General features: G+C 66.5%; 18 protein-coding genes and 2 tRNA genes. 14 read left to right on the forward strand and 6 right to left on the reverse strand.

Features of this window, described 5'->3' with window-relative positions:
• Window positions 1-74 precede the first annotated feature (74 nt).
• From hemB to hemL, 3 genes are read left to right on the forward strand one after another with little or no spacing between them, the layout of a single operon-like run.
• Window positions 75-1055, forward strand: a complete 981-nt coding sequence (gene hemB / locus ARTSIC4J27_RS06930; RefSeq protein WP_050054481.1) for a porphobilinogen synthase — start codon at window positions 75-77, stop codon at window positions 1053-1055.
• Window positions 1055-2128, forward strand: coding sequence for an LLM class flavin-dependent oxidoreductase (locus ARTSIC4J27_RS06935; protein ID WP_050054482.1), 1074 nt, complete (start codon window positions 1055-1057; stop codon window positions 2126-2128). Before hemB ends, ARTSIC4J27_RS06935 begins: the two co-directional genes overlap by 1 nt.
• A gap of 29 nt (window positions 2129-2157) precedes the next feature.
• Window positions 2158-3489: a glutamate-1-semialdehyde 2,1-aminomutase gene (hemL, locus tag ARTSIC4J27_RS06940; RefSeq protein WP_050054483.1), complete on the forward strand. Its 1332-nt coding sequence runs from the start codon at window positions 2158-2160 to the stop codon at window positions 3487-3489.
• A gap of 157 nt (window positions 3490-3646) precedes the next feature.
• Here hemL and ARTSIC4J27_RS06945 read toward each other — a convergent pair whose 3' ends face one another.
• The 3 genes from ARTSIC4J27_RS06945 to ARTSIC4J27_RS06955 are packed head-to-tail and all read right to left on the reverse strand — an operon-like array spanning window position 3647 to window position 6097.
• The gene (locus ARTSIC4J27_RS06945; protein WP_050054484.1) at window positions 3647-4384 is read right to left on the reverse strand and encodes an amino acid ABC transporter ATP-binding protein; all 738 of its coding nucleotides are present in this window, start codon (window positions 4382-4384) and stop codon (window positions 3647-3649) included.
• Complete coding sequence (locus tag ARTSIC4J27_RS06950; RefSeq protein WP_050054485.1) at window positions 4381-5145, reverse strand: amino acid ABC transporter permease; 765 nt, start codon at window positions 5143-5145, stop codon at window positions 4381-4383. Before ARTSIC4J27_RS06950 ends, ARTSIC4J27_RS06945 begins: the two co-directional genes overlap by 4 nt.
• 16 nt (window positions 5146-5161) lie before the next feature.
• Window positions 5162-6097: a substrate-binding periplasmic protein gene (locus ARTSIC4J27_RS06955; RefSeq protein ID WP_050054486.1), complete on the reverse strand. Its 936-nt coding sequence runs from the start codon at window positions 6095-6097 to the stop codon at window positions 5162-5164.
• Between the two features lie 53 nt (window positions 6098-6150).
• On the opposite strand from ARTSIC4J27_RS06955, the gene ARTSIC4J27_RS22460 reads away from it, so the two are divergent.
• A complete protein-coding gene (locus tag ARTSIC4J27_RS22460; RefSeq protein ID WP_152683800.1) occupies window positions 6151-6378 on the forward strand; it encodes a hypothetical protein in 228 nt (75 codons plus the stop codon).
• A 36-nt stretch (window positions 6379-6414) separates the two neighbouring features.
• On the opposite strand, the gene ARTSIC4J27_RS06960 is transcribed toward ARTSIC4J27_RS22460, so the two are convergent.
• Complete coding sequence (locus tag ARTSIC4J27_RS06960) at window positions 6415-7125, reverse strand: 3'-5' exonuclease (protein WP_050054487.1); 711 nt, start codon at window positions 7123-7125, stop codon at window positions 6415-6417.
• 64 nt (window positions 7126-7189) lie between these two features.
• Between ARTSIC4J27_RS06960 and ARTSIC4J27_RS06965 the strand changes: the two genes are divergently transcribed.
• From ARTSIC4J27_RS06965 to ARTSIC4J27_RS06975, 3 genes are all read left to right on the forward strand, one after another.
• On the forward strand, window positions 7190-7606 hold the full coding sequence (locus ARTSIC4J27_RS06965) for an MGMT family protein (protein WP_050054488.1): 417 nt from the start codon (window positions 7190-7192) through the stop codon (window positions 7604-7606).
• A gap of 104 nt (window positions 7607-7710) precedes the next feature.
• Window positions 7711-10956, forward strand: coding sequence for an ATP-dependent helicase (locus tag ARTSIC4J27_RS06970; RefSeq protein WP_050054500.1), 3246 nt, complete (start codon window positions 7711-7713; stop codon window positions 10954-10956).
• On the forward strand, window positions 10953-14486 hold the full coding sequence (locus tag ARTSIC4J27_RS06975) for an ATP-dependent helicase (protein WP_050054489.1): 3534 nt from the start codon (window positions 10953-10955) through the stop codon (window positions 14484-14486). Before ARTSIC4J27_RS06970 ends, ARTSIC4J27_RS06975 begins: the two co-directional genes overlap by 4 nt.
• Here ARTSIC4J27_RS06975 and ARTSIC4J27_RS06980 read toward each other — a convergent pair.
• The gene (locus tag ARTSIC4J27_RS06980; RefSeq protein ID WP_050054490.1) at window positions 14473-15663 is read right to left on the reverse strand and encodes a macrolide 2'-phosphotransferase; all 1191 of its coding nucleotides are present in this window, start codon (window positions 15661-15663) and stop codon (window positions 14473-14475) included. The two genes, ARTSIC4J27_RS06975 and ARTSIC4J27_RS06980, sit on opposite strands and share 14 nt — an antisense overlap.
• Before the next feature lie 152 nt (window positions 15664-15815).
• Between ARTSIC4J27_RS06980 and nudC the strand changes: the two genes are divergently transcribed.
• The 3 genes from nudC to ARTSIC4J27_RS06995 are packed head-to-tail and all read left to right on the forward strand — an operon-like array spanning window position 15816 to window position 19651.
• Window positions 15816-16838: an NAD(+) diphosphatase gene (gene nudC / locus ARTSIC4J27_RS06985; protein ID WP_050054491.1), complete on the forward strand. Its 1023-nt coding sequence runs from the start codon at window positions 15816-15818 to the stop codon at window positions 16836-16838.
• Between the two features lie 57 nt (window positions 16839-16895).
• Window positions 16896-19028, forward strand: a complete 2133-nt coding sequence (locus tag ARTSIC4J27_RS06990) for an ATP-dependent DNA helicase UvrD2 (RefSeq protein WP_050054492.1) — start codon at window positions 16896-16898, stop codon at window positions 19026-19028.
• Window positions 19025-19651, forward strand: a complete 627-nt coding sequence (locus ARTSIC4J27_RS06995; RefSeq protein WP_050054493.1) for a M48 metallopeptidase family protein — start codon at window positions 19025-19027, stop codon at window positions 19649-19651. The genes ARTSIC4J27_RS06990 and ARTSIC4J27_RS06995 overlap by 4 nt, the downstream gene beginning before the upstream one ends.
• 6 nt (window positions 19652-19657) lie before the next feature.
• Here the strand turns inward: ARTSIC4J27_RS06995 and ARTSIC4J27_RS07000 are convergent, their stop codons facing one another.
• Complete coding sequence (locus ARTSIC4J27_RS07000) at window positions 19658-21136, reverse strand: zinc-dependent metalloprotease (protein ID WP_050054494.1); 1479 nt, start codon at window positions 21134-21136, stop codon at window positions 19658-19660.
• 322 nt (window positions 21137-21458) lie between these two features.
• Between ARTSIC4J27_RS07000 and ARTSIC4J27_RS07005 the strand changes: the two genes are divergently transcribed.
• From ARTSIC4J27_RS07005 to ARTSIC4J27_RS07020, 4 genes are all read left to right on the forward strand, one after another.
• Entirely contained in the window at window positions 21459-22487 is a 1029-nt protein-coding gene (locus ARTSIC4J27_RS07005) for a YlbL family protein (RefSeq protein WP_050054501.1), read from the forward strand.
• Window positions 22488-22637: 150 nt separating this feature from the next.
• Window positions 22638-25616 (forward strand): UPF0182 family membrane protein, encoded by a 2979-nt coding sequence (locus tag ARTSIC4J27_RS07010; RefSeq protein WP_050054495.1) that lies wholly within the window; start codon window positions 22638-22640, stop codon window positions 25614-25616.
• A 132-nt stretch (window positions 25617-25748) separates the two neighbouring features.
• Window positions 25749-25822: transfer RNA gene (locus tag ARTSIC4J27_RS07015), tRNA-Met, on the forward strand.
• 143 nt (window positions 25823-25965) lie between these two features.
• Window positions 25966-26039, forward strand: a tRNA-Met gene (locus ARTSIC4J27_RS07020).
• The last annotated feature ends 51 nt before the right edge of the window (window positions 26040-26090 follow it).

A 26090-nucleotide genomic window follows, 5' to 3' on the forward strand; every position in this document is an offset into this window, starting at 1 on the left:
AGGCATGCCGCAGGGTGCGGACAACCGCCAGCGGGTACACACACATTCCTCAGACAACGTGAAGGACGTCGAACATGACATTTCCGAGCCAACGCCCCCGCCGCCTCCGCACGACTCCGGCCATGCGCCGGCTGACCGCTGAAACGCGGCTGGCGCCGGCCGAGCTGATCCTTCCCGCCTTCATCCGTGAGGGCCTGGCCGAGCCCAACCCGATCACGTCGATGCCGGGCGTTGTGCAGCACACCACTGACACGCTGAAAAGGGCCGCGGGGGAAGCCGTTGAGCTCGGCCTGGGCGGAATTATGCTGTTCGGCATCCCCGAGACCCGCGACGCGGAGGGGACCGCATCCCTTGATCCTGAGGGTGTCCTGAACAAGGCCATCCGGGATGTCCGGGCGGAGGTTGGTGATGACCTGGTGATCATGAGCGACGTGTGCCTGGACGAGTTCACGGACCACGGCCACTGCGGGGTGCTCGACGCCGACGGTTACGTGGACAACGACCGCACCGTTGAGATTTACGCCCGGATGGCTGTGGCACAGGCCGACGCCGGCGCCCACATGTTGGGCCCCTCCGGAATGATGGACGGCCAGGTGGCCGCCATCCGCTCGGCGCTGGACCAGGCCGGGCACACCAACACCTCGGTTGTTGCCTACGCCGCCAAGTACGCGTCAGCCTTCTACGGTCCGTTCCGGGAAGCGGTGGACTCGCAGCTCAAGGGCGACCGGCGGACCTACCAGATGGACGCCGGCAACCGGACCGAAGCCCTCCGGGAGGTGGAACTGGACCTTGCCGAGGGAGCGGACGTGGTGATGGTGAAGCCGGCCATGAGCTACCTGGACATCGTTGCCGATGTAGCCGCCATGAGCCCGGTCCCGGTGGCCGCCTACCAGATCTCGGGGGAGTACGCGATGATCGAGGCGGCCGCCGCCAACGGCTGGATCGACCGCCGTGCCGCCATCACGGAATCGGTGCTGGGCATCCGGCGCGCGGGGGCCCACATGGTCCTGACCTACTGGGCAGCTGAACTGGCCGGCTGGCTGAAGGAGTCCTGATGACTGAAGTCCCGGCCAGCCCCACGGCGCCCGTGGGCCCGCAACGGATCCTCCTGGGGTTGAACACATTCGGCGATGTTGGCGAGAACCCGGACGGCAGCCCGCAGCCGCATGCCCGCGTGCTGCGCCAGCTGCTGGAACAGGCGGAACTGGCGGACGCCGTCGGACTTCACGCTTTTGGGGTGGGGGAGCACCACCGCAAGGATTATGCGGTGTCCGCGCCCGAGGTCTTCCTGGCTGCGGCCGCAGCCCGGACCACCCGGATCCGCCTCGGTTCGGCCGTCACGGTCCTGAGCTCCGATGATCCCATCCGGGTGTTCCAGCGCTTCTCCACGGTAGACGCCCTCTCCAACGGGCGGGCCGAGGTGATGCTGGGGCGTGGCTCCTTCATCGAGTCCTTCCCGCTGTTCGGACTGGACCTGGCCGACTACGAGCTCCTGTTCGAAGAGAAGCTCGAACTGTTCGACAAGGTGCGGGCGCAGAAGCCGGTGCACTGGGAAGGCCGCACCAGGCCCGCCCTCGCCGGCCTGAGCGTGTACCCGCCCCTGGAACATCACCTGCTGCCCACCTGGATCGGCGTGGGCGGAACCCCCGAATCCGTGCTCCGCAGCGCGCAGTACGGCTATCCGGTCATTTTCGCGATCATCGGCGGCCAGCCGCGCAGCTTCCGCCCCCTGGCGGACCTGTACCGGGAAGCCATGGCGAAGTACGGCCACCCGATGCAGCAGGTCGCCACGCACTCGCCGGGCCACGTGGCCGACACCGACGAACAGGCCCGCGAGGAACTCTTCCCGCACTGGCTGAAGCTGCGGAACAAGCTCGGAGCCGAACGCGGCTGGGGACCTGCCGGACGGGGCGAGTTCGAAGCCCTGTGCGCTCCCGAGGGGGCCCTCTATGTCGGGTCGCCGGAAACCGTGGCGCAAAAAATTGTCCAGCTCAAGCAGAACCTCGGCGTGGACCGCTTCGACTTCAAGTACAGTAACGGCCCGCTGCCGCACTCGGCAATGATGCGCTCCATCGAGCTGATGGGTACTGCCGTGGCGCCCCGGGTTGCGGAACTGCTCGGCAACTGAGCTGCCGGCTAACTGAGAGAATAGGAACCATGACTTCCAGCAATCCTCGCAACGAGGCACTCTTCGACCGCGCCCGCCAGCTGATGCCGGGCGGGGTGAACTCGCCGGTCCGCGCCTTCGGGTCCGTGGGCGGCACGCCGCGCTTTATGGTTTCAGCCAAGGGCCCGTACCTGACGGACGCCGACGGCAAGGAATACGTGGACCTGGTCTGCTCCTGGGGCCCGGCGCTGCTCGGCCACGCACACCCCGCCGTGCTGGACGCCGTCCACGCCGCTGTGGACCGCGGCCTCTCCTTCGGCGCATCCACGCCCGATGAGGCGAACCTGGCAGAAATCGTCAAGGAACGCGTGCCCGCGGTGGAACGCCTCCGGATGGTCTCCACCGGCACCGAAGCCACCATGACCGCTGTCCGGCTGGCCCGCGGCTTCACCGGCCGCAACCTCATCATCAAGTTCGCCGGCTGCTACCACGGCCACCTGGACGGCCTGCTCGCTGCTGCCGGCTCGGGCGTGGCAACGCTCGCCCTGCCGGGCTCCGCGGGGGTCACCGAAGCCACCGCGGCCGAAACCCTGGTACTGCCGTACAACGACCTCGCCGCCGTCAAGGAAGCGTTCGCCACCCACGGCTCCAACATCGCCGCTGTCATCACCGAAGCGGCGCCGGCCAACATGGGTGTGGTCACCCCGGAGGAAGGCTTCAACCTCGGCCTGTCCCGCATCACCCGGGAGCACGGCGCGCTGCTGATTGTGGACGAGGTCCTCACCGGCTTCCGCACCGGCTACTCCGGCTACTGGGGCCTGACCGGCGGCGCAGCCGATGCGGCCGAGCCGTGGACGCCGGACCTGCTCACCTTCGGCAAGGTCATCGGCGGAGGAATGCCGACGGCGGCCCTCGGCGGGCGTGCCGACGTCATGGACTACCTCGCCCCTACCGGCCCCGTGTACCAGGCAGGCACCCTGTCCGGAAACCCGGTGGCCATGGCCGCCGGCGTGGCCACGCTGACCCATGCCACCCGGGACGTCTACTCCTTCATCGATGTCCGCTCGCTGGAACTGTCCTCGGCGCTGTCCACTGCCTTGGACGCGGCCGGGGTGGACCACTCCATCCAGTTCGCCGGGAACCTTTTCTCGGTGGCTTTCGGCACCTCCGCCCGCGGCGTCCGCAACTACGCCGACGCCCAGGCACAGGAAGCCTTCCGGTACGCGCCGTTCTTCCACTCCATGCTCGAATCCGGTGTCTACCTGCCGCCGTCCGTCTTCGAAGCCTGGTTCCTGTCCGCCGCGCACGATGACGCCGCCATGAACCGGATCTTCGACGCTCTGCCCGCCGCGGCGAAGGCTGCCGCAGCCGCACAGGGCTAAGCTCCGCCGGCGGGACCGCCGTCGTCCCTCTCTCTGCGAGATGGCACTAACGGCAATCCCGGAGCCTGGAACTGCCGTGATATGCCATCTCGGCGCGGACAAAAGGAAATCCCCGGTTGCAGTGCGCAACCGGGGATTTCCTTTGATGCTTCAGGAGTTACAGGACGTCCGAGAGGAAGCCCTTCAGGCGCGCGGTTTCCGGGGCGCTGAAGATCTTCTCGGGCGGACCCGACTCCACCACCACGCCGGCATCCATAAACGTCACCGTGTCCGACACGTTGCGGGAGAAGCCCATTTCGTGGGTTACCACCACCATGGTCATTCCGCCCTTTGCGAGGTCGGTCATCAGCGCCAGGACGCCCTTGACCAGTTCGGGGTCCAGCGCGGAGGTGGCCTCGTCAAAGAACATCACTTCCGGCTTCATGGCCAGTGCACGGGCAATCGCAACGCGCTGCTGCTGGCCGCCGGAGAGGTTGGCGGGGCGGGCATCGGCCTTGTGCTTCAGGCCCACCAGGTCCAGCTGCTCCAGTGCCTCGGCACGGGCCTGGTCCTTGGGCAGGTTCCGCAGCTTGCGCAACGCCAGGGACACGTTCTCCACCACTGTTTTATGCGGGAACAGGTTGAACTGCTGGAACACCATGCCGATCCGCTGCCGGAGCTCGTCCGGGTTGTCCTTCAGGACCGAGCGGCCATCCAGCAGGATGTCGCCCTGATCCGGTTCAATCAGCCGGTTCATCACCCGAAGGAGTGTGGACTTGCCGGAACCGGACGGACCGATCACCGAGGCGGTGGTGCCCTTCTCCACGTGCAGGTCAATGCCGCGAAGAACGTGGTTATGGCCGAACGAGAGGTGCAGGTTCTTGCCGGTCAGGGTTCCGGAAGCGAATTCCGTCATGCCTGTGCCCCCTTGCCGATAGGTGCTGCCAGCTCATCCGGTTCCTTCTTCTCCGGCTTGCCGGTACGCAGCCGGTGGTCGATGAAGTTCACGAAGTGGGTGAGCGGGACGGTCAGGATCAGGTACAGCACACCGGCCGCCACCAGCGGTGAAAGGTTTCCCGTGTTGGCCATGGCGTCGTTTCCGATCCGGAAGATTTCCCGGTCGGAGGCGGCCAGGCCCAGCATAAACACCAGCGAGGAATCCTTCAGCAGCGAGATGAACTGATTCACCAGGGCCGGAAGGACCCTGCGGATGCCCTGCGGCACCACCACCAGCCGCATGGAGCTGCCGTAGCTGAATCCAAGCGCCCTGGAGGCCTCCAACTGTCCCTTTTCAACACTCTGGATGCCGGACCGGAAGATCTCGCCGATGTAGGCGGCTGCGATCAGGGTCAGGGCCAGGATGCCCAGCGGATAAGGGTTCCGCGAACCCGTGATCTCACGGGCGATCGGGCTCAGTCCGATGCCGATGACCAGGATCACGAGGATGGCCGGGAGGCCGCGGAAAATATCGGTGTAGATGCGTGCCACCCACCGGGCTCCCGCATTGCGGGAGATCCCCATCATGGCCAGCAGCAGCCCCAGCAGGGAACCCAGAACGCCGGAGGCCACAGCCAGAATCAGGGTGTTGGGCAGACCCACCATGAGCAGGGCGGGAATGACTTTCGCCATTTCCTCCCAGTTGAAGAAGGTGTCAGCAAGCTGGTCCAGGAGATCCATAAACGTCCCGGCTCAATCAGCTCTGGGGAACCGTGGCGGCCTTGCTGCCCGGCTTCCAGTCAGTCGGCATTTCGCGGTCCGGGTACCACTCCTTGGTCAGCTTGGACCAGGTCCCGTCTTCAACTACGGCGTCAAGGCCGGAGTTCAGCGCATCAATCAGGGGCTGGTTGTCCTTGGCCACAGCATAGGCAGTGAAGTTCTCGGTATTGATCTTGGACTCGACGATAGCGGTGCCGTCGCCTTCCTTAACCTGGCCCTCAGCCTGCTGGGAAGGCGCCACCCAGGCATCCACCTGGCCGTTGCGGACGTTGGCGTACACGGTCGCGTAGTCCGGGAAGCGGATCGGTTCCATGTTCAGCGTGTTGGTGACGTAGTCGTCCTGGACCGTGCCCTGAACAACGCCGATGCGCAGATCCTCCGTCAGGTCGTCAAAACTCTTGACGTCGCCGTCGGTCTTGGCCACAACGGCCATAAAGCCGAAGTCGTAGCCGTTGGTGAAGCCGACATTCTGGCGGCGGGCTTCGGTGGTGGAGATGGAGGAGGATCCGACGTCGAACTGCCGGGTGGAAACCTGGGAGAGCAGGGCGGAGAAGTCGGTGGCAACGAATTCGACCTCGAGGCCGAGCTTGCCGGCAATAGCGCGCAGCAGTTCGTTGTCGTAGCCCGTGAACTTGCCGGAGGGATCAATGAAAATGTTCGGGGGTGCATCCGAGAGGGTGCCCACCTCGAGCTTGCCTTCGGTGTTCAGGCCGAGCTTGGTCTTGTCGATCTGGTCGATCGGGGTGACGTCGTCAGTGGTGTACTTGTCCAGCGTCTGCTGGTCACTGCCGGCGAGGGCGTCAGTCGGGGTACCGCTGGGCTGCGAGGATCCTGAGCCGCAGGCTGCCAGGGAAACAGCGAGGGCGAGTGCAACGGGCGCGGTAGTGAGCCACTTCATCGCTTTGATTTTCATCAGGTTGTCACTTTCATTGAGTCATAAGTCAACCGGGCCGCAAGGCTGCGCTGGTGGCGCCTGGCACCTGCCCGGTGCTGGTCAAGCAAAGCCTGGGCAGGGGTGACCGCAAAACTTTATTGTCTCACTTCGGCCTTTTGGACCCGATAAATGAAGAACAGACGCACTTCCCGCCGTTCCGTGGAAGGAAATTCGTCAAATGGCCCGCATCTACGCGCGTGAGCAGCACCAGCGCGGCCCTGCAACGAATTCAGGAACACAAAAGTCAGCAAACTTATTAAGCGATGTGACTGATATCTCGCGGAGAACCAGCAGTCCTAGAACCCGCCAGTGCTGGCATCCTGTGGTGGCAGCACGGGCCAGTCGCCTTCAATGACCGCAGTGGGCTTGGTCTTGCGGAGGTAGCCCTGGAAATCCGCCGCCTGGCTCACGGCCCAGTCCACCTGCAGCTGGTGCAGCTGGCTGGCCGGCATGCTGAGCTTGGGAAACTTGCCGGCCATGGCGTCCAGGACCCGGAGGGTGGCCAGGGCATCAGCGGCTGAAGTGTGCGCATTGTCCAGGACCACACCGTACTCCTCGCACAACGCCGTGAGGGTGCGCTTGCCCTTGCGGTAGCGGTCCACCTGCTTGTTCATGATGTAGGGGTCCAGGACCGGAAACCGGGTCAGTTGCGGAACACCGTAACGCGCTGATTCGGCCGCGAGCACCGTGAAGTCGTAGCTGGCGTTGAAGGCGATGACGGGTACGCCGTCGTCGAACAGGCCCTGCAGTACGGCCGCGAGCTCCTGCGTGACCTCATGGGCCGGCCTGCCGTCCCGCCTGGCCTGTTCGGTGGTGATGCCGTGGACATCGCTGGCTTCGGTGGGAATCTCCACCCCCGGGTCCGCCAGCCATTCGTGTTCGGTGATGACGTCCCCCTTGTGGTCCACTACCGTGACCGATGCGGTGACGATCCGGGCCGCCCGCGAGTTGCGGCCGGTGGTTTCGAGGTCGAAGGCTGCGCGGGGAAGGGTGTTCCAGGTGCTCATGTTTCAACGCTAACGGGGGCCACCGACAATTCCCGGGAGCGCCACTGCAGCTAACATTGGATCAATGCGGATTGAGTATGTGGAGGCGGTTCTGGCCATCGTGAGGCTGGTTCCGCCGGGGTCCGCAGTCTCGTACGGCGACGTCGCCGAACTCCTTGGATCGGGCGGGCCCAGGCAGGTTGGCTCGGTCATGAGCCATTACGGCAGCGGCGTTCCGTGGTGGCGGATCCTTAAGGCGAGCGGACACGCGCCCGAAGGCCATGTTGCCGAGGCCCTCCGCCACTACCGGGAGGAGGGAACCGCTCTCCTCGGTGCTTATGAGGCCTACCTGCGGACAGGGGAGGGCTCCTGGCGCGTGGACCTGGCAGCCGCGCGGTGGGCGCCGAAGGATGGAGACTTTGAGCACATCGACGCAATTGCCGCGCAGCTTGAGCGCGGGCTCCGGAAATTGTCGGTGGCTGATGATGGAATGTCGGCGTGACAGTAACACTTCCTTTTACCGGTCCACGCGACGAGTACCGTGAACAGGCCGGGCCTGGCGCCGGCTTTGATGCCCTGCCGGGAGCCGTGCACGACGACGGCACCGTGCCGGGGGATGCCGGGCGCCAGGGTGCCACAGGCTTCGCGGGGCTCAGGCTCCTGCCACCCCGTCACCTCCACGCCGACGCCCCGTCGCTGACGTCCGATCAACAGGCAGCCGTCGACGTCGCGCAGGGATCCGGGCCCGTCCTGGTGCCGGGGGCCCCGGGAACGGGCAAAACGACTGTCCTTATTGAAGCTGCCGTCGCAAGGGTCTTCCGTGATGGCGTGGATCCTGAACGGATGTTGATCCTGGCCCCCAGCAGGCTCGCGGCCGATTCCCTGCGGGACCGGTTTACAGCCCGGCTGGACAGAAGCCTCAGCACCACCCCCGCCCGGACGTGGGCATCCTACGCCTTTGACGTGATCCGCCGTGCCAAAGCCGAAGGAGTGCTGCCCCTTGCCCGGCCGCCCCGGCTTCTCTCCGGACCGGAGCAGGACCTCATCATCAAGGAACTCCTCGAAGGCCACAGCCTGCCGGGACTGGAGCTGCCCTGGCCGGACGATCTCGGCGGGGCCCTGGAGACGCGCGGCTTCCGCCACGAGGTACGCCAACTCTTCGACAGGGTCATCGAATCCGGCCTGACCGCCGCGGACCTCGCCGACCTTGGCAGGCAATGCGGCAGGCCGGACTGGACCGCTGCCGCCGCGCTCTACGCCGAGTACCGCGACGTCCTTGACCTGCGCATGCCGGAAGCTTTTGATCCTGCCGGCATCATCACCGCCGCCCGCCACGTTTTCCAGGACGCCCCTGACTTCCTTGCCGCCGAACGCGCGCGATTGCAGCTGATCGTGGTGGATGACGTCCAGGAGGCCAATCCCGCCGTCTTCGAGCTCCTCGCGGACATAGCCCGCGGGAAGGACTGCTATGTGGCCTCCTCGCCGGACACCGTAGTCCAGGGGTTCCGGGGCGCCCGGCCGGATCTGGTGGCTGAACTTCCCGGGCTGCTCTCACCGGATGCGCCGGTCCTCGAACGTCCCCTCCGGTACGCGCACCGGCACGCGCCGGAGCTGACCGAAGCGTGGCTGGGGGTGGCCGCCCGAATCTCCCAACGGGCCGGAGGACAGTTGGCCAGGCGGCTCGAGCCGGTGGGGGGCCGGCCACACGGAGCCGTGGAAGCCCACCTTGTGCCGTCCCCGGTGCACGAGCTCAGGTACGTTGCCCAGCGGATCCTTGACCAGCACATCAACCGCGGCCGGGACCTGTCCGAGATGGCAGTGATAGTGCGGAACGGGGCACAGGTCAGCGAACTGCAGCGGTATCTGTCCGGCCAGGGGATTCCCGTGCGGGTTCCGGTGGCGGAGTCCGCCGTCCGGGACGAGGTGGCAGTGCGTCCGCTGCTGGACGCCTTCGCCGTTGCCCTCGATCCTGATCTCCTCACCCCCGAAACGGCTGTATCCCTTCTAACGTCGCGGGTGGGCGGCGCCACCTCCATCGAGCTGCGCCGGCTGCGGCAATCACTGCGGCGCGAAGAGCTTCTGGGGGGAGGGGGGCGCACCAGCGATACCCTGCTCGTGGAGGCCCTCCTGGAGCCCGGGGCCCTGTCCACACTTGGCATGGAGGGCCGGGCCGCACGCCGTACGGCAAGGATGATCCAGGCCGGGCGGAAGGCCGCCGTCGAACCCGGCGCCAACGCGGAAACAGTCCTGTGGGCATTATGGAATGCCACCGGCCTCGCCGCAGCCTGGACAGAGACAGCCCTTGCCGGCGGACCGCACGGAGCCCGGGCCGACCGCGACCTTGACGCCATGATGGCACTGTTCCACACGGCGGAGCGCTACGTCGACCAGGTGCCGGGCGCCGGGCCGGAGCAGTTTCTGGAGTACCTGTTGAACCAGGAGCTGCCCATGGACACGCTGGCTGCCAGGGCGCAGGTGGACGACGCCGTCGAGCTGATGACGCCGGCAAGTGCGGCCGGCAGGGAATGGCCGGTGGTCCTCGTGGCCGGCCTGCAGGAAGGTGTGTGGCCCAACACCAGGCTCCGCGGCGAACTTCTGGGCAGCACCCTGTACGCCGATGCGGTGGAGCACGGAGTCGGGTATGCGCTGCAGCGGGACCCGCTCAGCCGCCTGCGGGACATCCGTTACGACGAACTGCGCAGCTTCTCCACCGCAGTATCGCGGGCCCGCGAACTCCTGATCTGTACGGCCGTCTCCTCGGAGGACGATCAGCCCTCGTCCTTCCTGGACTACGTGGCACCGCTGGATCCCGGCCAGGAGGGGAGGGCCTTCACGCCGGTGGAACGTCCCATGACGCTGCGGGCGCTTGTGGCCGAACTCCGGCAGTACGCCCAGCTGGACGGAAAGCACGAGGCCGAGGCCCAGGAAGCCGTGAGGGTTCTTGCCGGGCTCGCGGCTGCGGAGCCGCCGGTGGCCGGGGCGCATCCGGACAGCTGGTGGGCGCTGCCGGCGCTGACATCGTCCGCGGCAGTGGTCCCGCCGGGCGGAACGGTCTTTGTGTCGCCGTCGAAGGTGGAGACGGTCCAGAAGTCCCCGCTGGACTGGTTCGTGCAGGCAGCCGGCGGTGAGGCGGCCACCGATTTCGCCAGGAGCCTGGGCACGCTGGTCCATGCCATCGCCCAGGAACTTCCGGATGCGTCCGGGGCAGAGTACGTCGCTGAACTGGTCCGCCGCTGGCCTGCCCTCGGCATGAAGGACAACTGGGAGGGCCGGCTGGACTACCAGCGCGCTGAGGCGATGGTGCGCAAGCTTGCCCAGTATGTGCTGGTGATGCGGAGTGAGGGCAGGAGCCTGCTGGGTGTGGAACGGGACTTCGAGGTTGCCCTCCCGGAGGTTGCTGTTGATGACGGGCCGGCCCGCGCCGCTGTCCTTCGCGGGCAGGTGGACCGTCTGGAGATCGACTCCGAGGGCAGGCTGGTCATCGTTGACCTCAAAACAGGGAAGCGCCAGCCGGGCAAGGCCGAGTTGTCCGCGCATCCGCAGCTGGGCGCGTACCAGGCCGCAGTCCTCGTAGGGGGATTTAGCGGGGAGGACGGTGCCGCCAATCTTCCAGGTGGCGCGGTCCTCGCCCAGCTGGGGACGGCGGCCAAGAGTCCCGGCATCCAGCAACAGGAACCACTTGATCCGCAGGAGAACTGGGCCATGGACATGGTGAGGGAGGCTGCCGCCGTGATGGGCGGCAGCGAATTCGAGGCGAGGCATGACCCTTCGAAGGGAAGCCACGGCGGCCACGGCTGCCGGCTGCCGGAAGTGTGTCCCCTGTGTGTGCGGGGAAGGCAGGTTACGGAATGAGCCTGGACCCAGGCATTGACGGGCACTCGGTGCCCGAACCCCGGTTCACGCCGGAGGAGCTCTCCCGGCTGCTGGGCGAGAAGAACGTCCCCACTCCGGAGCAGTCAGCCATCATCAGTTCGCCGCTCACGCCACGGCTGGTCATTGCCGGAGCAGGGTCGGGTAAAACAGCCACCATGGCTGACCGCGTGGTCTGGCTCGTGGCCAACGGCTGGGTACGGCCGGAAGAAGTCCTGGGTGTGACGTTCACCCGGAAGGCGGCCGGTGAACTGGCGTCCCGTATCCGGGCCAAGCTGGCTGCCTTGCAACGGCTGGCCAGCCAGGACGGCGGGCGCCAACTGTTCCCCGAGCAGCCGGTCTCGAGTGATTCCCTTGAGCCCAAGGTCTCCACCTACCACTCCTTCGCCAGCGGAATAGTGTCAGACTACGGCCTGCGGCTCGGCGTGGAGCGGGATGTGGTCCTCCTCGGGGGTGCCCAGGCCTGGCAGTTGGCCAGCGAAGTGGTGGAAGCCTACGACGGCGAATATGCCCACTTCCGTGCCGCAAAATCCACCCTGGTCAAGGCCGTAATCCAACTCGCCGGTGAGTGTGCGGAGCACCTCCAGGAGCCCGAGGACGTGGAAGCCTGGCTGATGGCCCGGCTTTCGGAATTCGAGTCGGCGCCGTACATGGCGGGCAAAAAGAAGAACCCCCCGCAGGCGGCGGCCGAGCTTGCCGGAATGCTGCGCACCCGCGCCAGCGTGGCGGACATGGTGGGCCGGTATGCGGCGGCCAAACGGGCGCGGGGTGCCCTCGACTTCGGAGACCTGGTGGCGCTCGCAGCCAAGGTGGCGCAGGATGTTCCCCTGGCCGCGCAGATGGAACGGCAGCGGTACAAAGTGGTGCTGCTCGACGAATTCCAGGACACGTCCTACGCGCAGCTGGTGCTCTTCTCGCGGCTCTTCGGCGGCGGGCATGCGGTGACTGCGGTGGGCGACCCCAACCAGTCCATCTACGGGTTCCGCGGCGCCTCGGCCGGTCAGCTCTTCCACTTCGTCCGGGAGTTTCCTGTCCGCACCGGTCCGGCAGACTCAGCCGGAAACTGGGCTCCGGCACCTACTTCCTACCTGACCACCGCCTGGCGGAACGGCCGGTCCATCCTGGCTGCAGCAAACGTGATGTCCGAGTCCCTGGGCCGGGCCGCCGCTGCCCGCGGGCCGGCAGGCGGAGGCAGCGCGGCCGGCGGGGCCGGCGGGGCCGGGGCTGCGGCAGCGGATGTTCCCCCATTGCAGCCGAGCCCGTACGCGGTCGACGGCACTGTGGTCCTGGGACGGTTCGGCACCGACGTGGACGAGGCGGCCGCGCTGGCCGACGACGTCCTGAAGTACCGGGTGACCGACTTTGAACTGAAACCGGACGGAACCCCTGTGCCGCCCGCTCTCGCTGTCCTTTGCCGGCGCCGTGCCCAGATGGAAACTGTCCGGCGCCAGTTCGAGGCCCGGGGCATCCCGTACGAAATCGTGGGGCTTGGCGGACTCCTTGACACGCCGGAGATCGTTGACCTTGTGGCCACACTGCGGGTCCTGGCAGACCCCGGCCGGTCCGATTCCCTGATGCGGCTCCTGGCGGGGGCACGCTGGCGCATCGGCCCCGCAGACCTGATGGCCCTGCGTGACTGGTCAAGCCACTTGGCGCGGCGGCGCGGGCAGGCCGCACAGGGGTTCGGTGACGGGTCCGTTGAGGAGCAGCCGGAGGAGGACAGCGAATCCGTCCTCGAGGCAGACCTGACGGATGGCGCCAGCCTGGTGGAAGCCCTGGACTGGCTGCCCCGGGAGGGCTGGACGTCCGCCAACGGCAGGTCGCTCAGTGCTGCGGCCCGCAGCAGGCTTGCCCGCCTGTCAGCGGAGCTTCGGCAGCTTCGGAGCTACCTCGGTGATGACCTCACAACCCTTTTGGGTGAAGTGGAGCGGGCCATGCTGCTGGACATCGAGGTGGCGGCACGGCCGGGTATCAGCATCCACCAGGCCCGCCGCAACCTCGATGCCTTCCAGGACGAAGCCGCAGGGTTCCTTCGGACGTCCCAGCGGGTGGATATCCTGGCTTTCCTGTCCTGGCTCGAGGCCGCGGCCGCCGAGGAAAACGGCCTGGAAGCGCCAGCTTCCGACGTCAACCGGGAAGCCGTGCAGCTCCTCACGGTCCACGCGTCCAAGGGCCTGGAATGGGATGTTGTTTTTGTTCCCGGGCTCAACGCAGGGGCCTTTCCCAGCGACAGGGACTCCCGCTGGAGCAGCGGGTCTGCGGCCCTGCCCTGGCCGCTCCGCGGCGACCGGGCCGACCTTCCGCAGTGGGACCTCGACCAGCCGGACCAAAAAGGCTGGCTGGATGCCGAGAAGGACTTCAAAGCCGCAGTCCAGGCCCACGGGGAGTCGGAAGAACGCCGCCTCGCCTATGTGGCGTACACCAGGGCCAAGCACGTGCTGTGGGTTTCGAGCGCAGCGTGGGTGGGATCCCGGGCAGGACGTGCGGAGATGTCGCCGTTCCTGGCTGAGCTCGAGCCGCTGGCACACGGAGCGGACGCAAACTCCCGCGCCGCCCTGGTCCATCCGGCGTCGCAGGATGAGGCCTCCCTTCCGGAGTCGAGCCCGCTCACCCTGGAATCCGAAATCGCCAACTGGCCCTATGATCCCCTGGAGGGGCCGGTGGATCCGCGCACCGGGAACCGCCTCCGCCTGGCTGCCGGACGGCGCGGCGCCATGGAAGCCGCTGCAGCCAAGGTCCTTGCCGAGTTGGAAGACCATGGACAGGAATCTTCTGCAGCTCCCGCCGCGGCGGCGAACCGGAACGGGGACACACCCGAAGGCAAGCAGCTCAACGGGCCGGCCCGGGGATGGGCGCGGGAGGCGGCGCTGCTGCTGGAACGCCGCTCGCGGAGGAGCGCAGGCCGCGATGTGCACCTGCCGGGACACATCTCCGCGTCCACACTGGTGGAACTGCGGGAGGACGCGGCGGCAGTACTTGGCAGGCTCCGCAGGCCTGTACCCCGGGAACCAGGCATGTCGGCACGGAAGGGAACCGCGTTCCATGCATGGGTGGAAGAGTACTTCGGCGCCGCAGGCATGCTTGACCTCGATGAAGCTCCCGGTTCGGACGACCACATCGATGCCGCCTATGACCTGGACGCCATGGTGGCAACCTTCAAGGCGTCCCCCTGGGCAGACAGGTCCCCGGCGTTCGTTGAAGTGCCGGTGGAGACGCGTGTGGGTGACGTTGTGGTGCGTGGACGCATTGACGCCGTTTTCCGCGATGCCGACGGCCGGTGGGACCTGGTGGACTGGAAGACCGGACGGCGGCCCTCCGCTGCCGCGCTGACAACGAAAGCCGTGCAGCTTGCCGTGTACCGGTTGGCATGGGCCCGGTTGAAGGACGTCCCCCTGGAAGAGGTCCGGGCAGCGTTTTTCTACGTCGCAGACAACGAAGTGGTGCGGCCGCACGATCTCGGATCAGCCCGGGAGCTGGAGGAGATCGTGAGTGCTGCCCTTAGTCCTTCGTGACGGACTGGTCCTTTGTGACGTCGATGATGCTGATGGCGGCGGTGGACGTGTCGTCCGGCCCTGCGGCGGCCGCCGCAGGTTCAACCGGGATAGGGGTGACATGGACCGCCGGCTGGACCGGGGCCGGGACGGGCAGCGGCACCACCGTAACGGACGGGACTGAACCCGCCACTCCGGCGTCGGCCGGCCTCACTACAGGCTCCGGGCCGGCAGTGGCGGGGGTAACCACTGCCGGCTGCGGTTCCACACTGATCGGCTGCCCGCCGTGCTCCTCGATGTCCCGGGCAAGGGTTGCCAACATGTCTTCCGCCTCGGCAATCATGCCGCTGTCATCCGAGGCGATACCCTTCACCAGGTACTGGGCCAGTGCGAACTCCGCGGACAGCGCAGCCCGGCGCAGCAGGTGGGTGTCAGGCGTGTCCCGGCGGCCGGCCGTGTACGCACCCAGGACCGCATCCACAAAGTCCTGCTCATTCGAGGCAACAAGCCAGGCAAAATCATCAGCCGGATCGCCAATCCTCAGGTCGGTCCAGCCTGTCACGGCCGTGACGCGCTGGCCCTCCACCAAGAGATTGTCCTCATGCAGGTCGCCATGCACCACGCTCGGGTTGAAGCGCCACAGGGACACGTCTTCCAGGGCATGTTCCCAGCGCAGAAGCAGGGCAGGGGGGATCTTTCCGGTGGTGGCCGCCTGGTCCAGCTCATTGAGCCGGCGCTGCCGGAATTCGTTGGGCGTGTAACTCGGCAGGTCGGCATTGCTGACCAGCGAACGCGGAAGGTCATGGATGGCGGCAAGGGCCACCCCGATTTCACGGGCCAGGACATCCGGGCCGGCAGTGAGCTCCTCAACGCTGCGGGTGCTCCCGGCCAAATGCGAATAGACAAACGTGCTCAGGGGTCCCAGCCGCACACTGCCGGCCACGGTGGGCATCAGGAACGGAAGCTCGGCACGGATGCCGGGAGCGAAGGCACGCAGCACAAGAAATTCCGTTTCCAGCCTGGCGCTGGCCTCCGCATGCCGTGGTGACCGGACCCGCCAGCGCTTGCCCTCGGAATCGAGCAGCAGGGCGGAGTCGAAGTCGGCGGGATCATCCGGGGCAGAGCTAACGGCCGTCGGGGTCAGTCCGGGGACTGCCGCGGTTGCAACGGCTGCCAGTTCAATCGGTTTTCTTCTCACTGTTCCACGGTAGATTGCGCGCCGTCCAAGACACCGGTCCAAGGACGGCGAGTCTTCAGATAGAGTCCAAATCAGGGTAGGCCCGGCAGTCGCGGGCGCCGGAAGGGCCGCCCAAATATCCATTTGTCGGTCCCAGTCAGTACGGTGGACACATGAGCCACGCGGAGTCTGCAACACCGGTCCACCAGGGCAGCCCGGCCCGGCTGCCGGCGAACCACCTCATGGACACGGTCCTCCCGGTGCCGCCCGCGCTGGTTGACCGGGGATCCGTGGCACGGGCAAAGCCCGGAATGGTGGAGGACCTCCTCGCCAACACCGAAACGCTGGCCGTGGTGCTTGCCGGCCGGCAGGGCCTGGTCCGCGAGGGCGGACTGTACATGCGCAGCGCCCGCGAACTGTACGCGGACCTTGCCGCCGCAGAAACTGCTCCCGAGCTGACGGTTTACCTGGGCTCCGCCCTGCCGGCTTCGGACCTTCCCCCGGGAACAGAAGTGCTGCTGTTCGTCCTGCCGGAAGCAGTGGAGCCGGGAACAGCCGGGCTTCCCCGGGACGCCCTGTGGGCCGGGTTCCGTGAGGTTGCCGCCGGACTCACCCCCACCCATACGGCCCTCTTCGTCGAAGCCAGTGCCATCGCCAACTGGCACGCCAGCCATACACACTGCCCGCGCTGCGGATCGCCTACCGGCATCGAAGCCGGGGGATGGGTACGGCGTTGTCCGGCAGATTCCTCCGAGCACTACCCCCGCACCGACCCCGCTATCATCGTCACCGTCGTTGGTCCGGACGGCCGCCTGCTCCTGGGCGGGGGCGGGGTACTTGATGCAAAGAACTACTCCACGCTCGCCGGGTTCGTGGAACCGGGGGAGTCCCTGGAACAGGCCGTAGTCCGGGAGATCTACGAGGAAGTGGGGGTCCGGGTTAAGGCCTGCCAGTACCTGGGCTCGCAGTCGTGGCCGTTCCCGGCCTCCCTTATGCTTGGATTTACCGCCGTTACCGAAGATGCCGAGGCAACGCCCGACGGCGTGGAGGTCACCAGGGCGCGCTGGTTCAGCCGGGAGGAACTCCAGGAAGCCGTGCTCGCCGGCGAAATCACCATCTCCAGCCGGCTGTCGATCGCCCGCTCCCTCATCGAGCATTGGTTCGGCGGCCGTATTCAGGACCGGGCAGGCGCCTGAAGCCACATCTACCCATCAGACTCCAGCACGCGGTAGTCGAGACGAAAAAGCAGCAAAGTGACTACACAGAATTTTGACAGCGCAGCCTCGCTGGAGGACCGTATCCTCGGCGGCCTGGACGCCGAACAGCGTGAGGTAGCCAGCACCCTCAACGGACCGCTGTGCGTCCTTGCCGGCGCCGGCACAGGCAAAACCCGCGCCATCACCCACCGCATCGCCTACGGCGTCCACTCCGGGGTCTACACACCCCAGCGGCTGCTCGCCGTGACCTTCACGGCCCGCGCGGCGGCGGAAATGCGCAGCCGGCTGCGCGACCTTGGGGCCGGCAACGTCCAGGCCCGCACGTTCCACGCCGCGGCACTGCGGCAGCTGCAGTTTTTCTGGCCGCAGGCCGTTGGCGGGACACTGCCCAACTTGCTGGACCACAAGGCCCAGATGCTCGCTGAAGCTGCCCGGCGGCTCCGGTTGAGCACGGACAGGGCGTCCATCCGCGACCTTGCCTCGGAAATCGAGTGGGCGAAAGTATCCATGCTGACGCCCGCCAACTACCTCGAAAATGCGCAGGACAGAGGCACCCCCGGCGGGTTCGACCTCACCGCCGTCGCCAGGGTCTTCCAGTCCTACGAGGACGTCAAAACGGACCGCAACGTCATCGACTTTGAAGATGTCCTGCTGATCACCGTGGGCATCCTGCAGGAGGACGAGAAGGTGGCCGCCACCGTCCGCGAACAGTACCGGCATTTTGTGGTGGACGAGTACCAGGACGTTTCCCCGCTCCAGCAGCGGCTCCTTGAGCTGTGGCTGGGCGGCCGGGATGAGCTCTGCGTGGTGGGCGATGCCAGCCAGACCATCTACTCGTTCACCGGGGCCTCGCCGAAGCACCTGCTGGAATTCAAGGCCCGCTATCCGCAGGCCAACGTCGTGAAGCTGATCCGGGACTACCGCTCTACCCCGCAGGTGGTAAAGCTGGCCAACGATCTCCTCGCAGGCAGGCGCAGCGGCGGCCCGGCAGCAGATGCCGCGTGGGCCGCGCCCCTGCAGCTGGTGGCACAGCGTCCCGCAGGCCCCGTTCCGCAATTCACCGAGTGTTCGGACGACGAAGCGGAAGCCGCTACCGTGGCGCAGAAAATCAAGGCGTTGCTCGACGCCGGCATTCCTGCGAGCGAGGTGGCAGTCCTTTTCCGGACCAACGGGCAGTCCGAAGCGTACGAACAGGCCCTCGCCGCCGCCGGCATCGGCTACCAGCTGCGCGGGGGAGAGCGGTTCTTTGCCCGCAAGGAAGTCCGCGACGCCATCCTGCAGCTGCGTGCCGCCACCAGGGCCGTCTCGGCGGAATCCCCGGAACCGCTCGGCCAGTTGGTCCGCGACATCGTGGCTTCCCTTGGCTACACGGAGTCAGCGCCCCACAACGGCGGGGCACTGCGCGAACGCTGGGAATCCTTGGCGGCCCTGGTGGCCCTGGCCGACGAACTGGTCCAGTCCCGGGGGGCGGAGTTCGGCCTTGCCGACTTCGTGAACGAACTCCAGGAGCGCTCCCTTGCGCAGCACGCACCCACCGTGCAGGGGGTGACATTGGCGTCCCTGCATGCTGCCAAGGGCCTGGAATGGGATGCGGTGTTCCTGGTGGGCCTCAGTGAAGGGTTGATGCCCATCTCCTTTGCGGACACGCCGGAATCCGTCGACGAAGAGCGGCGGCTCCTGTATGTGGGCATCACCCGTGCCCGGGAACATCTTTCCCTTTCCTGGTCCACGGCACGGACTCCCGGCGGCCGCGCCAACCGCAAGCCCTCCAGGTTCCTGGACGGGCTGCGGCCGGATTCCGTGGCCGGCTCAAGTATGCGCGGAAAGGGTCCGGCGCCGCGGCGCAAGGCTGCTGCCCCGGCGGTCTGCAGGGTTTGCGGGAGCATGCTGAGCACGGGAGCCGAACGCAAGGTGGGCCGGTGCAACGCCTGCCCGCCCAGCTATGAGGAACAGACGTTTGAGGCGCTCAGGACGTGGCGCCGGGAGACCGCCTTGTCCGCCGACGTGCCCGCCTTTGTGGTGTTCACGGACGCCACGCTGACAGCGATTGCCGAAGCAAAGCCTTCCTCACTGGAGGAACTTGCCGCACTTGCCGGCGTGGGCCCGTCCAAGCTGGAACGTTACGGCGAAGACGTCCTCCGGGTCCTGGTCGAAAGCACGTCGCTGTGATCACCACAGCGGACGGTGCACCCGTCGAGGTCCGGCGGTCCGCCCGCCGCACCCGGACCGTTGCCGCGTTCTGGGAGAACGGAACGGCAGTGGTGGCCATCCCGGCAAGATTCACCGCTGCCCAGGAGCGGGAATGGGTCCAGCGGATGCTGGCGAAGCTGCACAAGCAGGGGGAACGGCGTACAGCCTCCGGCCTGAAGCGCCCCGCCTCTGACGCCGCCCTGGCCGCCCATGCCGCGCAGCTGTCCCAAAAGTACCTCGGCGGCCGGGCCGTGCCCGCGTCGGTGCGCTGGGTGAGCAACCAGAATTCACGCTGGGGTTCCGCCACGCCGGCGGAAGGCACCATCCGCCTGTCGGACAAGCTTCGTCCCATGCCCCAGTGGGTCATCGACTACGTGCTGCTCCACGAGCTGGCCCACCTCCTGGTGGCAGGGCACAACGCGGCGTTCTGGAAGCTGCTGGAGGCGTACCCGGAAACGGCGCGGGCGAAGGCCTTCCTGGAGGGTGTGTCTTTTGCCATGGCCCGCGGCCTGAAGGACGGGGGAGCCCCGGACGGCCAGGGTGCCGTCCCATCGGGACCGGCACCCTGGCCGGGCGAAACCTGGCCCGGCGACGCCGACTAGGCCGGCTTAGCTTTTCGGCGCACCGTCCGGGCCGTCCTTGCCGTCTTCGCCGTCACCCTCGCCGCCTTCGCCGTCAGTGCCGCGGTCCGCGCCGCCGGCCGTCCCGCCGTCGGGCTCTTCCGGCCCGGCCGACGGGGACTCGTCAAACCCGCCGCTCAGCAACTTCTGCAGGGCGTCATCCACTTCACTGTCGCTGGCCTCGGCCAGCTTGCGGCGTCCGCTGAAGCCCTTCGGATCGTCCAGGTCCTCGGCGGTGGGCAGGAGGTCGGGGTGGTGCCAGATCGCGTCGCGGCCTTCGATGCCGCGTTCCTCCTTCAAGGTGGCCCAGAGTGTTGCGGCTTCCCGCAGGCGGCGGGGACGCAGTTCCAGCCCCACCAGGGCGGCGAAGGCGTGCTCTGCCGGCCCGCCGGTAGCCCGGCGGCGCCGTACGGTTTCCCGCAGCGCTCCGGCGGAGGGCAGCAGCTTTTCGGTGGCGGCTGCGGTGAGCTCGTCCACCCAGCCTTCCACGAGGGCCAGCGCCGTCTCCAGCTTCTCCAGCGCCTGGTCCTGGGCAGGAGTCCGCTGGGGCATAAACACACCCTGCGACAGGGCTTCCTGGATGCCCTCGGGATTGCTCGGGTCCAGGTCCCTGGCCAGTTCTTCGATCCGGGACGTGTCGATGTGGATGCCGCGGGCGTAGGCCTCGATGGCGCCCAGCAGGTGGCCCCGGAGCCATGGGACCTGGACGAAAAGCCTTGCGTGGGCGGCTTCCCGGACGGCGAGGAAGAGCCGGATGTCGTTTTCGGGCAGGGACAGCCCTTCGCCGAAGGCGGCGATGTTCACGGGCAGCAGTGCCATTTCAAGGTCGGCAAGGGGCACGCCGATGTCGGTGGAACTGACCACGTCCTGGGAGAGGGCACCAATGGCCTGGCCCAGCTGCATGCCGAAGATGGCGCCGCCCATGTTCTGGAGCATCGATGATGCCCCGCCCATCATCGACTTCATCTCTTCAGGCATCTGCTCCGTCATGGCGGACGAGAGCGCATTGGCAATGCTGTTCGCCACCGGCTCGGTCAGCCTCTTCCACGTGCCCAGCGTGGCCTCCACCCATTCGGCGCGGGACCAGGCCCGGCCGATCAGGCCGGTGCCGGGAAGATCGGTGACGGGGTCAAGCCACAGTTCAGCGAGCCGCAGGGCCTCGTCCACTTCACGGGACTGCTGCGAGGTCACTGACGGGTCGGCGCTTGACGCTGCCACCCGGCGGGCGTTCTCGTGGGCAAGCTGCCAGTTCACGGGCCCCTCGGACGGTGCGCTCATCATGGCCTGGACCTGGGAGAACATCTGGGCCAGCAGGTTGGGGTCGTTGGGAAGGCCTGCTGCCTTGGCCAGTTCGGCGGGATCGAAATTCTCCATCCCCTTGCCGCCCATCAGGTTTTGCAGCATCTCTGTCAACGGGTCCTTGGGCGTATCGTCGCCGTTGGACGGATTAAGTGGGTTGGAGGTCATGATCCCGCCGATCGTCGGTGTGACTGGTGCTCAACCTTCACGGTACCCCGGTGCCGGTCGGCTGTCTGCCGCGCTGCGTTGCCGTTCGCTGTAGGCAAAGAACCGCAGCCGCCGGCCACCGCGTAGTGTTGGTTCAGTGACTACAACCCGTGGGGGCCACCCCTCAGAGGACCACGCCGAGGAGCTCCAGCCCGGGCCCTGGCATGCGGAAAAAGACGAGTACGACGCCGGCAGCGCACCCGCCGCTGCGCCGGCCAGTCCGTTCCCGGGAGCCGAAGAGGGACTGACTGGGCCCGAACGCCGGAACCCGAAAGTCTCGGCCATGATGGTGGCTGGCGTGGCCGCGCTGGGCCTGGGCATTGCGGTGGGCACCTTGCCGGTGCCGTATGTTGTTGAATCGCCCGGCCCCACGTTCAACACCCTGGGCCAGAGCCAGGGAAGCCCCGTCATCAGCGTCACCGGCCGCGAAACCTATCCGGCAGCAGGCAACCTTGATCTGACAACTGTCTATGTCGACGGCGGCCCCAACGGTCCGGTGAGCATCCTGGGCGCATTCTCCGCCTGGCTGGACCGTTCCAAGGCGGTGTATCCCGTGGAGATGATCTATCCCACCGGCACCACCAGGGAAGAGGCGGAGGAGCAGAGTTCGGTGGCCATGACCACCTCGCAGGAGAACGCGGTGGCGTCGGCCCTCAGCGAGTTGGACATCCCCTTCGGGGAGCAGCTGCAGGCAGCAGGCCTGTCCGAGAGTTCCGCGGCGGCCGGGAAAATCGAGCCGGGGGACATCCTCAAAACTATCAACGGCAAGGAGATCACCTCCTTGGCCGTCATCCAGGAGGAACTGGCGGCAGGAAAAGGCGCGCCCGCCACTGTGGTGGTGGAACGGGACGGCCAGGAGGTCAGCCAGGACATTACGCCCAAGGACAACGGCGAAGGGCGCTTCATCCTCGGCGTGATGCTCAAGTACCTGTTTACCTTCCCTTTTGACGTGAAGATCTCGCTGGACAAAGTGGGCGGGCCCAGCGCCGGCCTGATGTTCTCGCTGGGCATTATCGACACTGTCACGCCTGGCGACCTGACCGGCGGCAAGCACATTGCGGGGACTGGAACCATTACCCCTGACGGCACGGTGGGGCCCATCGGCGGCATCGGGCAGAAGATGCAGGGGGCCCGTGCGGGGGGAGCCACACTCTTCCTCGCACCCGCCGCCAACTGCGGGGAAGTGGTGGGGCACGTACCGGACGGGCTGCAGGTGGTCAAGGTAGAGAACCTGGCTGAGGCGAGGCACGCCGTCGAACTCGCCGGGTCCGGCCAGGACACGTCCGGCCTCCCGGCGTGTACAAACAACTAGACTGGGCAGGAACTAAGATCTACTGCCACTCGTGGCAATTATGACGGCTGAACCAGTGTTTGACCGGTAAGGACGTCGCTCGCACGCACGCTACGCATCATCTGACCGACCAGCTATGAGGTACCGAGTTTGTCCCGACCCGCCAGCACCATGTCCACAGGTAGGCCCCCTTCAAGACGCGGCGCGCTGACGCCCACCCTGATTGTTGTTGCCCTGGTGGTTGTGGGCTTCATCTTCTTCGCAAACGTCTGGACCGATGTCCTCTGGTACCGCCAGCTTGGTTTCATCGAAGTGTTCCTCACCGAGAACCTGGCAAGGATCGGCATCTTCGTGGCCGGATTCGCCGTGATGTTCCTTGCGGTCTTCTTCGCCATCCGCATCGCCTACCAGTCCCGCCCGGTGTACGCCCCGGACTCGGAAATCCGCGACAACCTCAACCGTTACCAGGCGCAGCTGGAACCTGTCCGCCGCGTGGTGATGGTGGGCCTTCCCGTCCTCTTCGGCCTGTTCGCGGGCAGCGCCGCGGCGAGCCAGTGGCAGAAGGTCCTGCTGTTCTTCAACCAGGAGCCGTTCGGCCAGGAGGATCCGCAATTCCGCATGGACATCAGCTTCTACCTGATGACCCTGCCGTTCCTCGGTTTCATTACCGGGTTCCTGATCAGCGTGGTGGTTATCGCCGGAATCGCCGGAATCCTCACCCACTATTTGTACGGCAGCATCAGGCTGATGGAGCGGGGCGTGTTCACCAGCCGTGCGGCGCAGATCCACATTGCCGTCGCGGGCGCTGCCTTCCTGGTGCTTCTGGGCATCAACTTCTGGCTGGACCGTTTCTCCGCTGTGCAGGGTAACGGCGGCCGCTGGGCCGGTGCGCTCTACACGGACGTCAACGCCGTCATCCCCACCAAAGCCATCCTGGCGGTGGCAGCCGTGCTGGTTGCCATCCTCTTCATCGTGGCCGCGGTCATCGGCCGGTGGCGCCTGCCCGTCATCGGAACCGCCATGCTGGTTATCACGTCAATCCTGGCCGGCGGTGTCTACCCCTGGGTGATCCAGCAGTTCCAGGTGCGCCCCTCGGAAGAGACGCTGGAAAAGGAATTCATCCAGCGCAACATCGACAACACGCGCAAGGCCTACGGGCTCGATGCCATCCAGGTGAGCCGCTATGACGCCACCAACACTGCCACCACCGGCGCGCTTGCCCCGGATGCGCAGACCACCGAAAACATCCGCCTGCTTGACCCGAACCTGATCTCGGATGCGTTCTCGCAGCTGGAGCAGTACCGGCCGTACTACCAGTTCCCGGAAGCCCTCAACGTGGACCGCTACGAGGTGGACGGCAAGATCCAGGACACCGTGATCGCTGTCCGTGAGCTGAACCCCGCCAACGTGGCCAGCAACCAGCAGGGCTGGCTGAACCAGCATGTGGTGTACACCCACGGTTACGGTGTGGTGGCAGCCAAGGGCAACAAGTTCACGGTGGACGGCAAGCCGGATTTCCTGCAGTCAGGTATTCCGTCAACGGGCGTGCTGGGCGATGATTCGAAGTACCAGCCCCGGATCTACTTCGGCGAGTCCTCGCCGGAATACTCCATCGTCGGCGCCCCGGACGGTGCCCCTGCCCGTGAGCAGGACAGGCCCTCCGGCCGAGAGGGGGAGGGGGAGACCCAGTACACCTTCGAAGGCAACGGCGGACCCAACGTCGGAACTTTCTTCAACCGGGTGCTGTACTCCATCAAGTTCCAGTCGTCGGACCTGCTGCTCTCGGATGGCGTCAACCCGGAGTCCCAGATCCTGTACGACCGCAATCCCCGTGAGCGCGTGGAGAAGGTGGCCCCGTATCTGACGGTGGACGGCAACGCCTACCCGGCCGTGGTGGACGGGCGCGTGAAGTGGATCGTGGACGGCTACACCACCAGCCAGTACTACCCGTACTCGCAGCAGGAACAGCTGTCCAACGCCACCGAGGACACCCAGACCACCTCCGGCCGTGCCGTGGCACTGCCCAACAGCACGGTCAACTACATTCGGAACTCGGTCAAAGCCACGGTGGATGCGTACGACGGTTCGGTCACCCTCTACGCGTGGGACGACCAGGACCCGCTGCTCAAGTCCTGGCAGAAGGTGTTCCCCACATCGCTGAAGCCGTACTCCGAAATGTCCGGCGACGTGATGAGCCACGTCCGCTACCCCGAGGACCTGTTCAAGGTCCAGCGCCAGCTCCTGGGGCAGTACCACGTCACGGACCCCTCCAGCTTCTACAAGACCAATGACGCCTGGAGCGTGCCGGCGGATCCCACCGTGGACACCGACGTCAAGCAGCCGCCGTTCTACATGTCGCTGCAGATGCCGGACCAGGACAAGCCGGCCTTCCAGCTGACGTCGTCGTACATTCCGCAGATCGTCAATGGAAACGCCCGGAATGTCCTCTACGGGTTCCTGGCCGCCGATTCGGATGCCGGCAACCAGGCCGGCGTGAAGGCCGACAGTTATGGCAAGCTGCGGCTGCTGCAGATCCCGCCGGAGATCCAGGTCCCCGGCCCCGGCCAGGCGCAGAACAAGTTCAACTCGGATCCCACGGTGTCCCAGGCCCTGAACCTGCTGCGCCAGGGCGCCTCGGACGTGCTGAACGGCAACCTGCTGACGCTTCCTGTCGGCGGCGGCATCCTCTACGTCCAGCCCGTCTACCTGAAGTCCACCGGTGAGACGTCCTACCCCACGTTGCAGCGCGTCCTGGTGGCCTTCGGCGACAAAGTTGGGTTCGCCCCCACCTTGGATGAGGCGCTAAAGCAGCTCTTCGGAGGGGATTCCGGGGCAGCAGCCGGCGACTCGGACAACAACGGCCAGGCGCCCGTTGATCCCGGTGCACCTGCCGCCCCGGCCGGAGCGGACGCCAAGGCCGAGCTGAAGGCGGCCCTGGACGAGGCCAACAATGCCATCCAGGCCGGACAGGCCGCACTGGCTGCCGGCGACTTCGCCGGGTATGGCGAGGCACAGAAGCGGCTCTCAGCGGCCTTGGAGAAGGCCACCCAGGCAGAGGCAAAAATCCCGGTGGCGGCCCCCGAGGCCACCCCGGCTCCGGCATCCACGGCAACTCCGGAAGCCACGCCGTCGCCCTCGCCAAGCAGCTGACCGACTGTCACTGATCACGACGACGGCAGCCGGCACCCGCTTCATCCGGAGCGGGTGCCGGGCCGGCGAGACGGAGATCACGCCCTCCCGATTTTGCCTGCTGTTCACCTCCCGGTAGAGTAGTTCTTGCGACGCGGGGTGGAGCAGTTCGGTAGCTCGCTGGGCTCATAACCCAGAGGTCACAGGTTCAAATCCTGTCCCCGCAACTGGAGAAAAGGTCCGGACACTGGAAACAGTTTCCGGACCTTTTGCTTTAAGCTTCCGCAAAAGGCGGTGGCGCGTCGGGATGGGGGCCCGGAAAGCGGGTGGCAAAACCCGCCGCAAAAGTAGGGTAGTGTTGATTCTGCGACGCGGGGTGGAGCAGTTCGGTAGCTCGCTGGGCTCATAACCCAGAGGTCACAGGTTCAAATCCTGTCCCCGCAACTTATGTGAAGACCCCGACCGGCAGACAAGCCGGACGGGGTCTTCTTTTTT

Origin of the sequence: Pseudarthrobacter siccitolerans (genome assembly GCF_001046895.1) — a bacterium.
GTDB classification, from domain to species: domain Bacteria; phylum Actinomycetota; class Actinomycetes; order Actinomycetales; family Micrococcaceae; genus Arthrobacter; species Arthrobacter siccitolerans.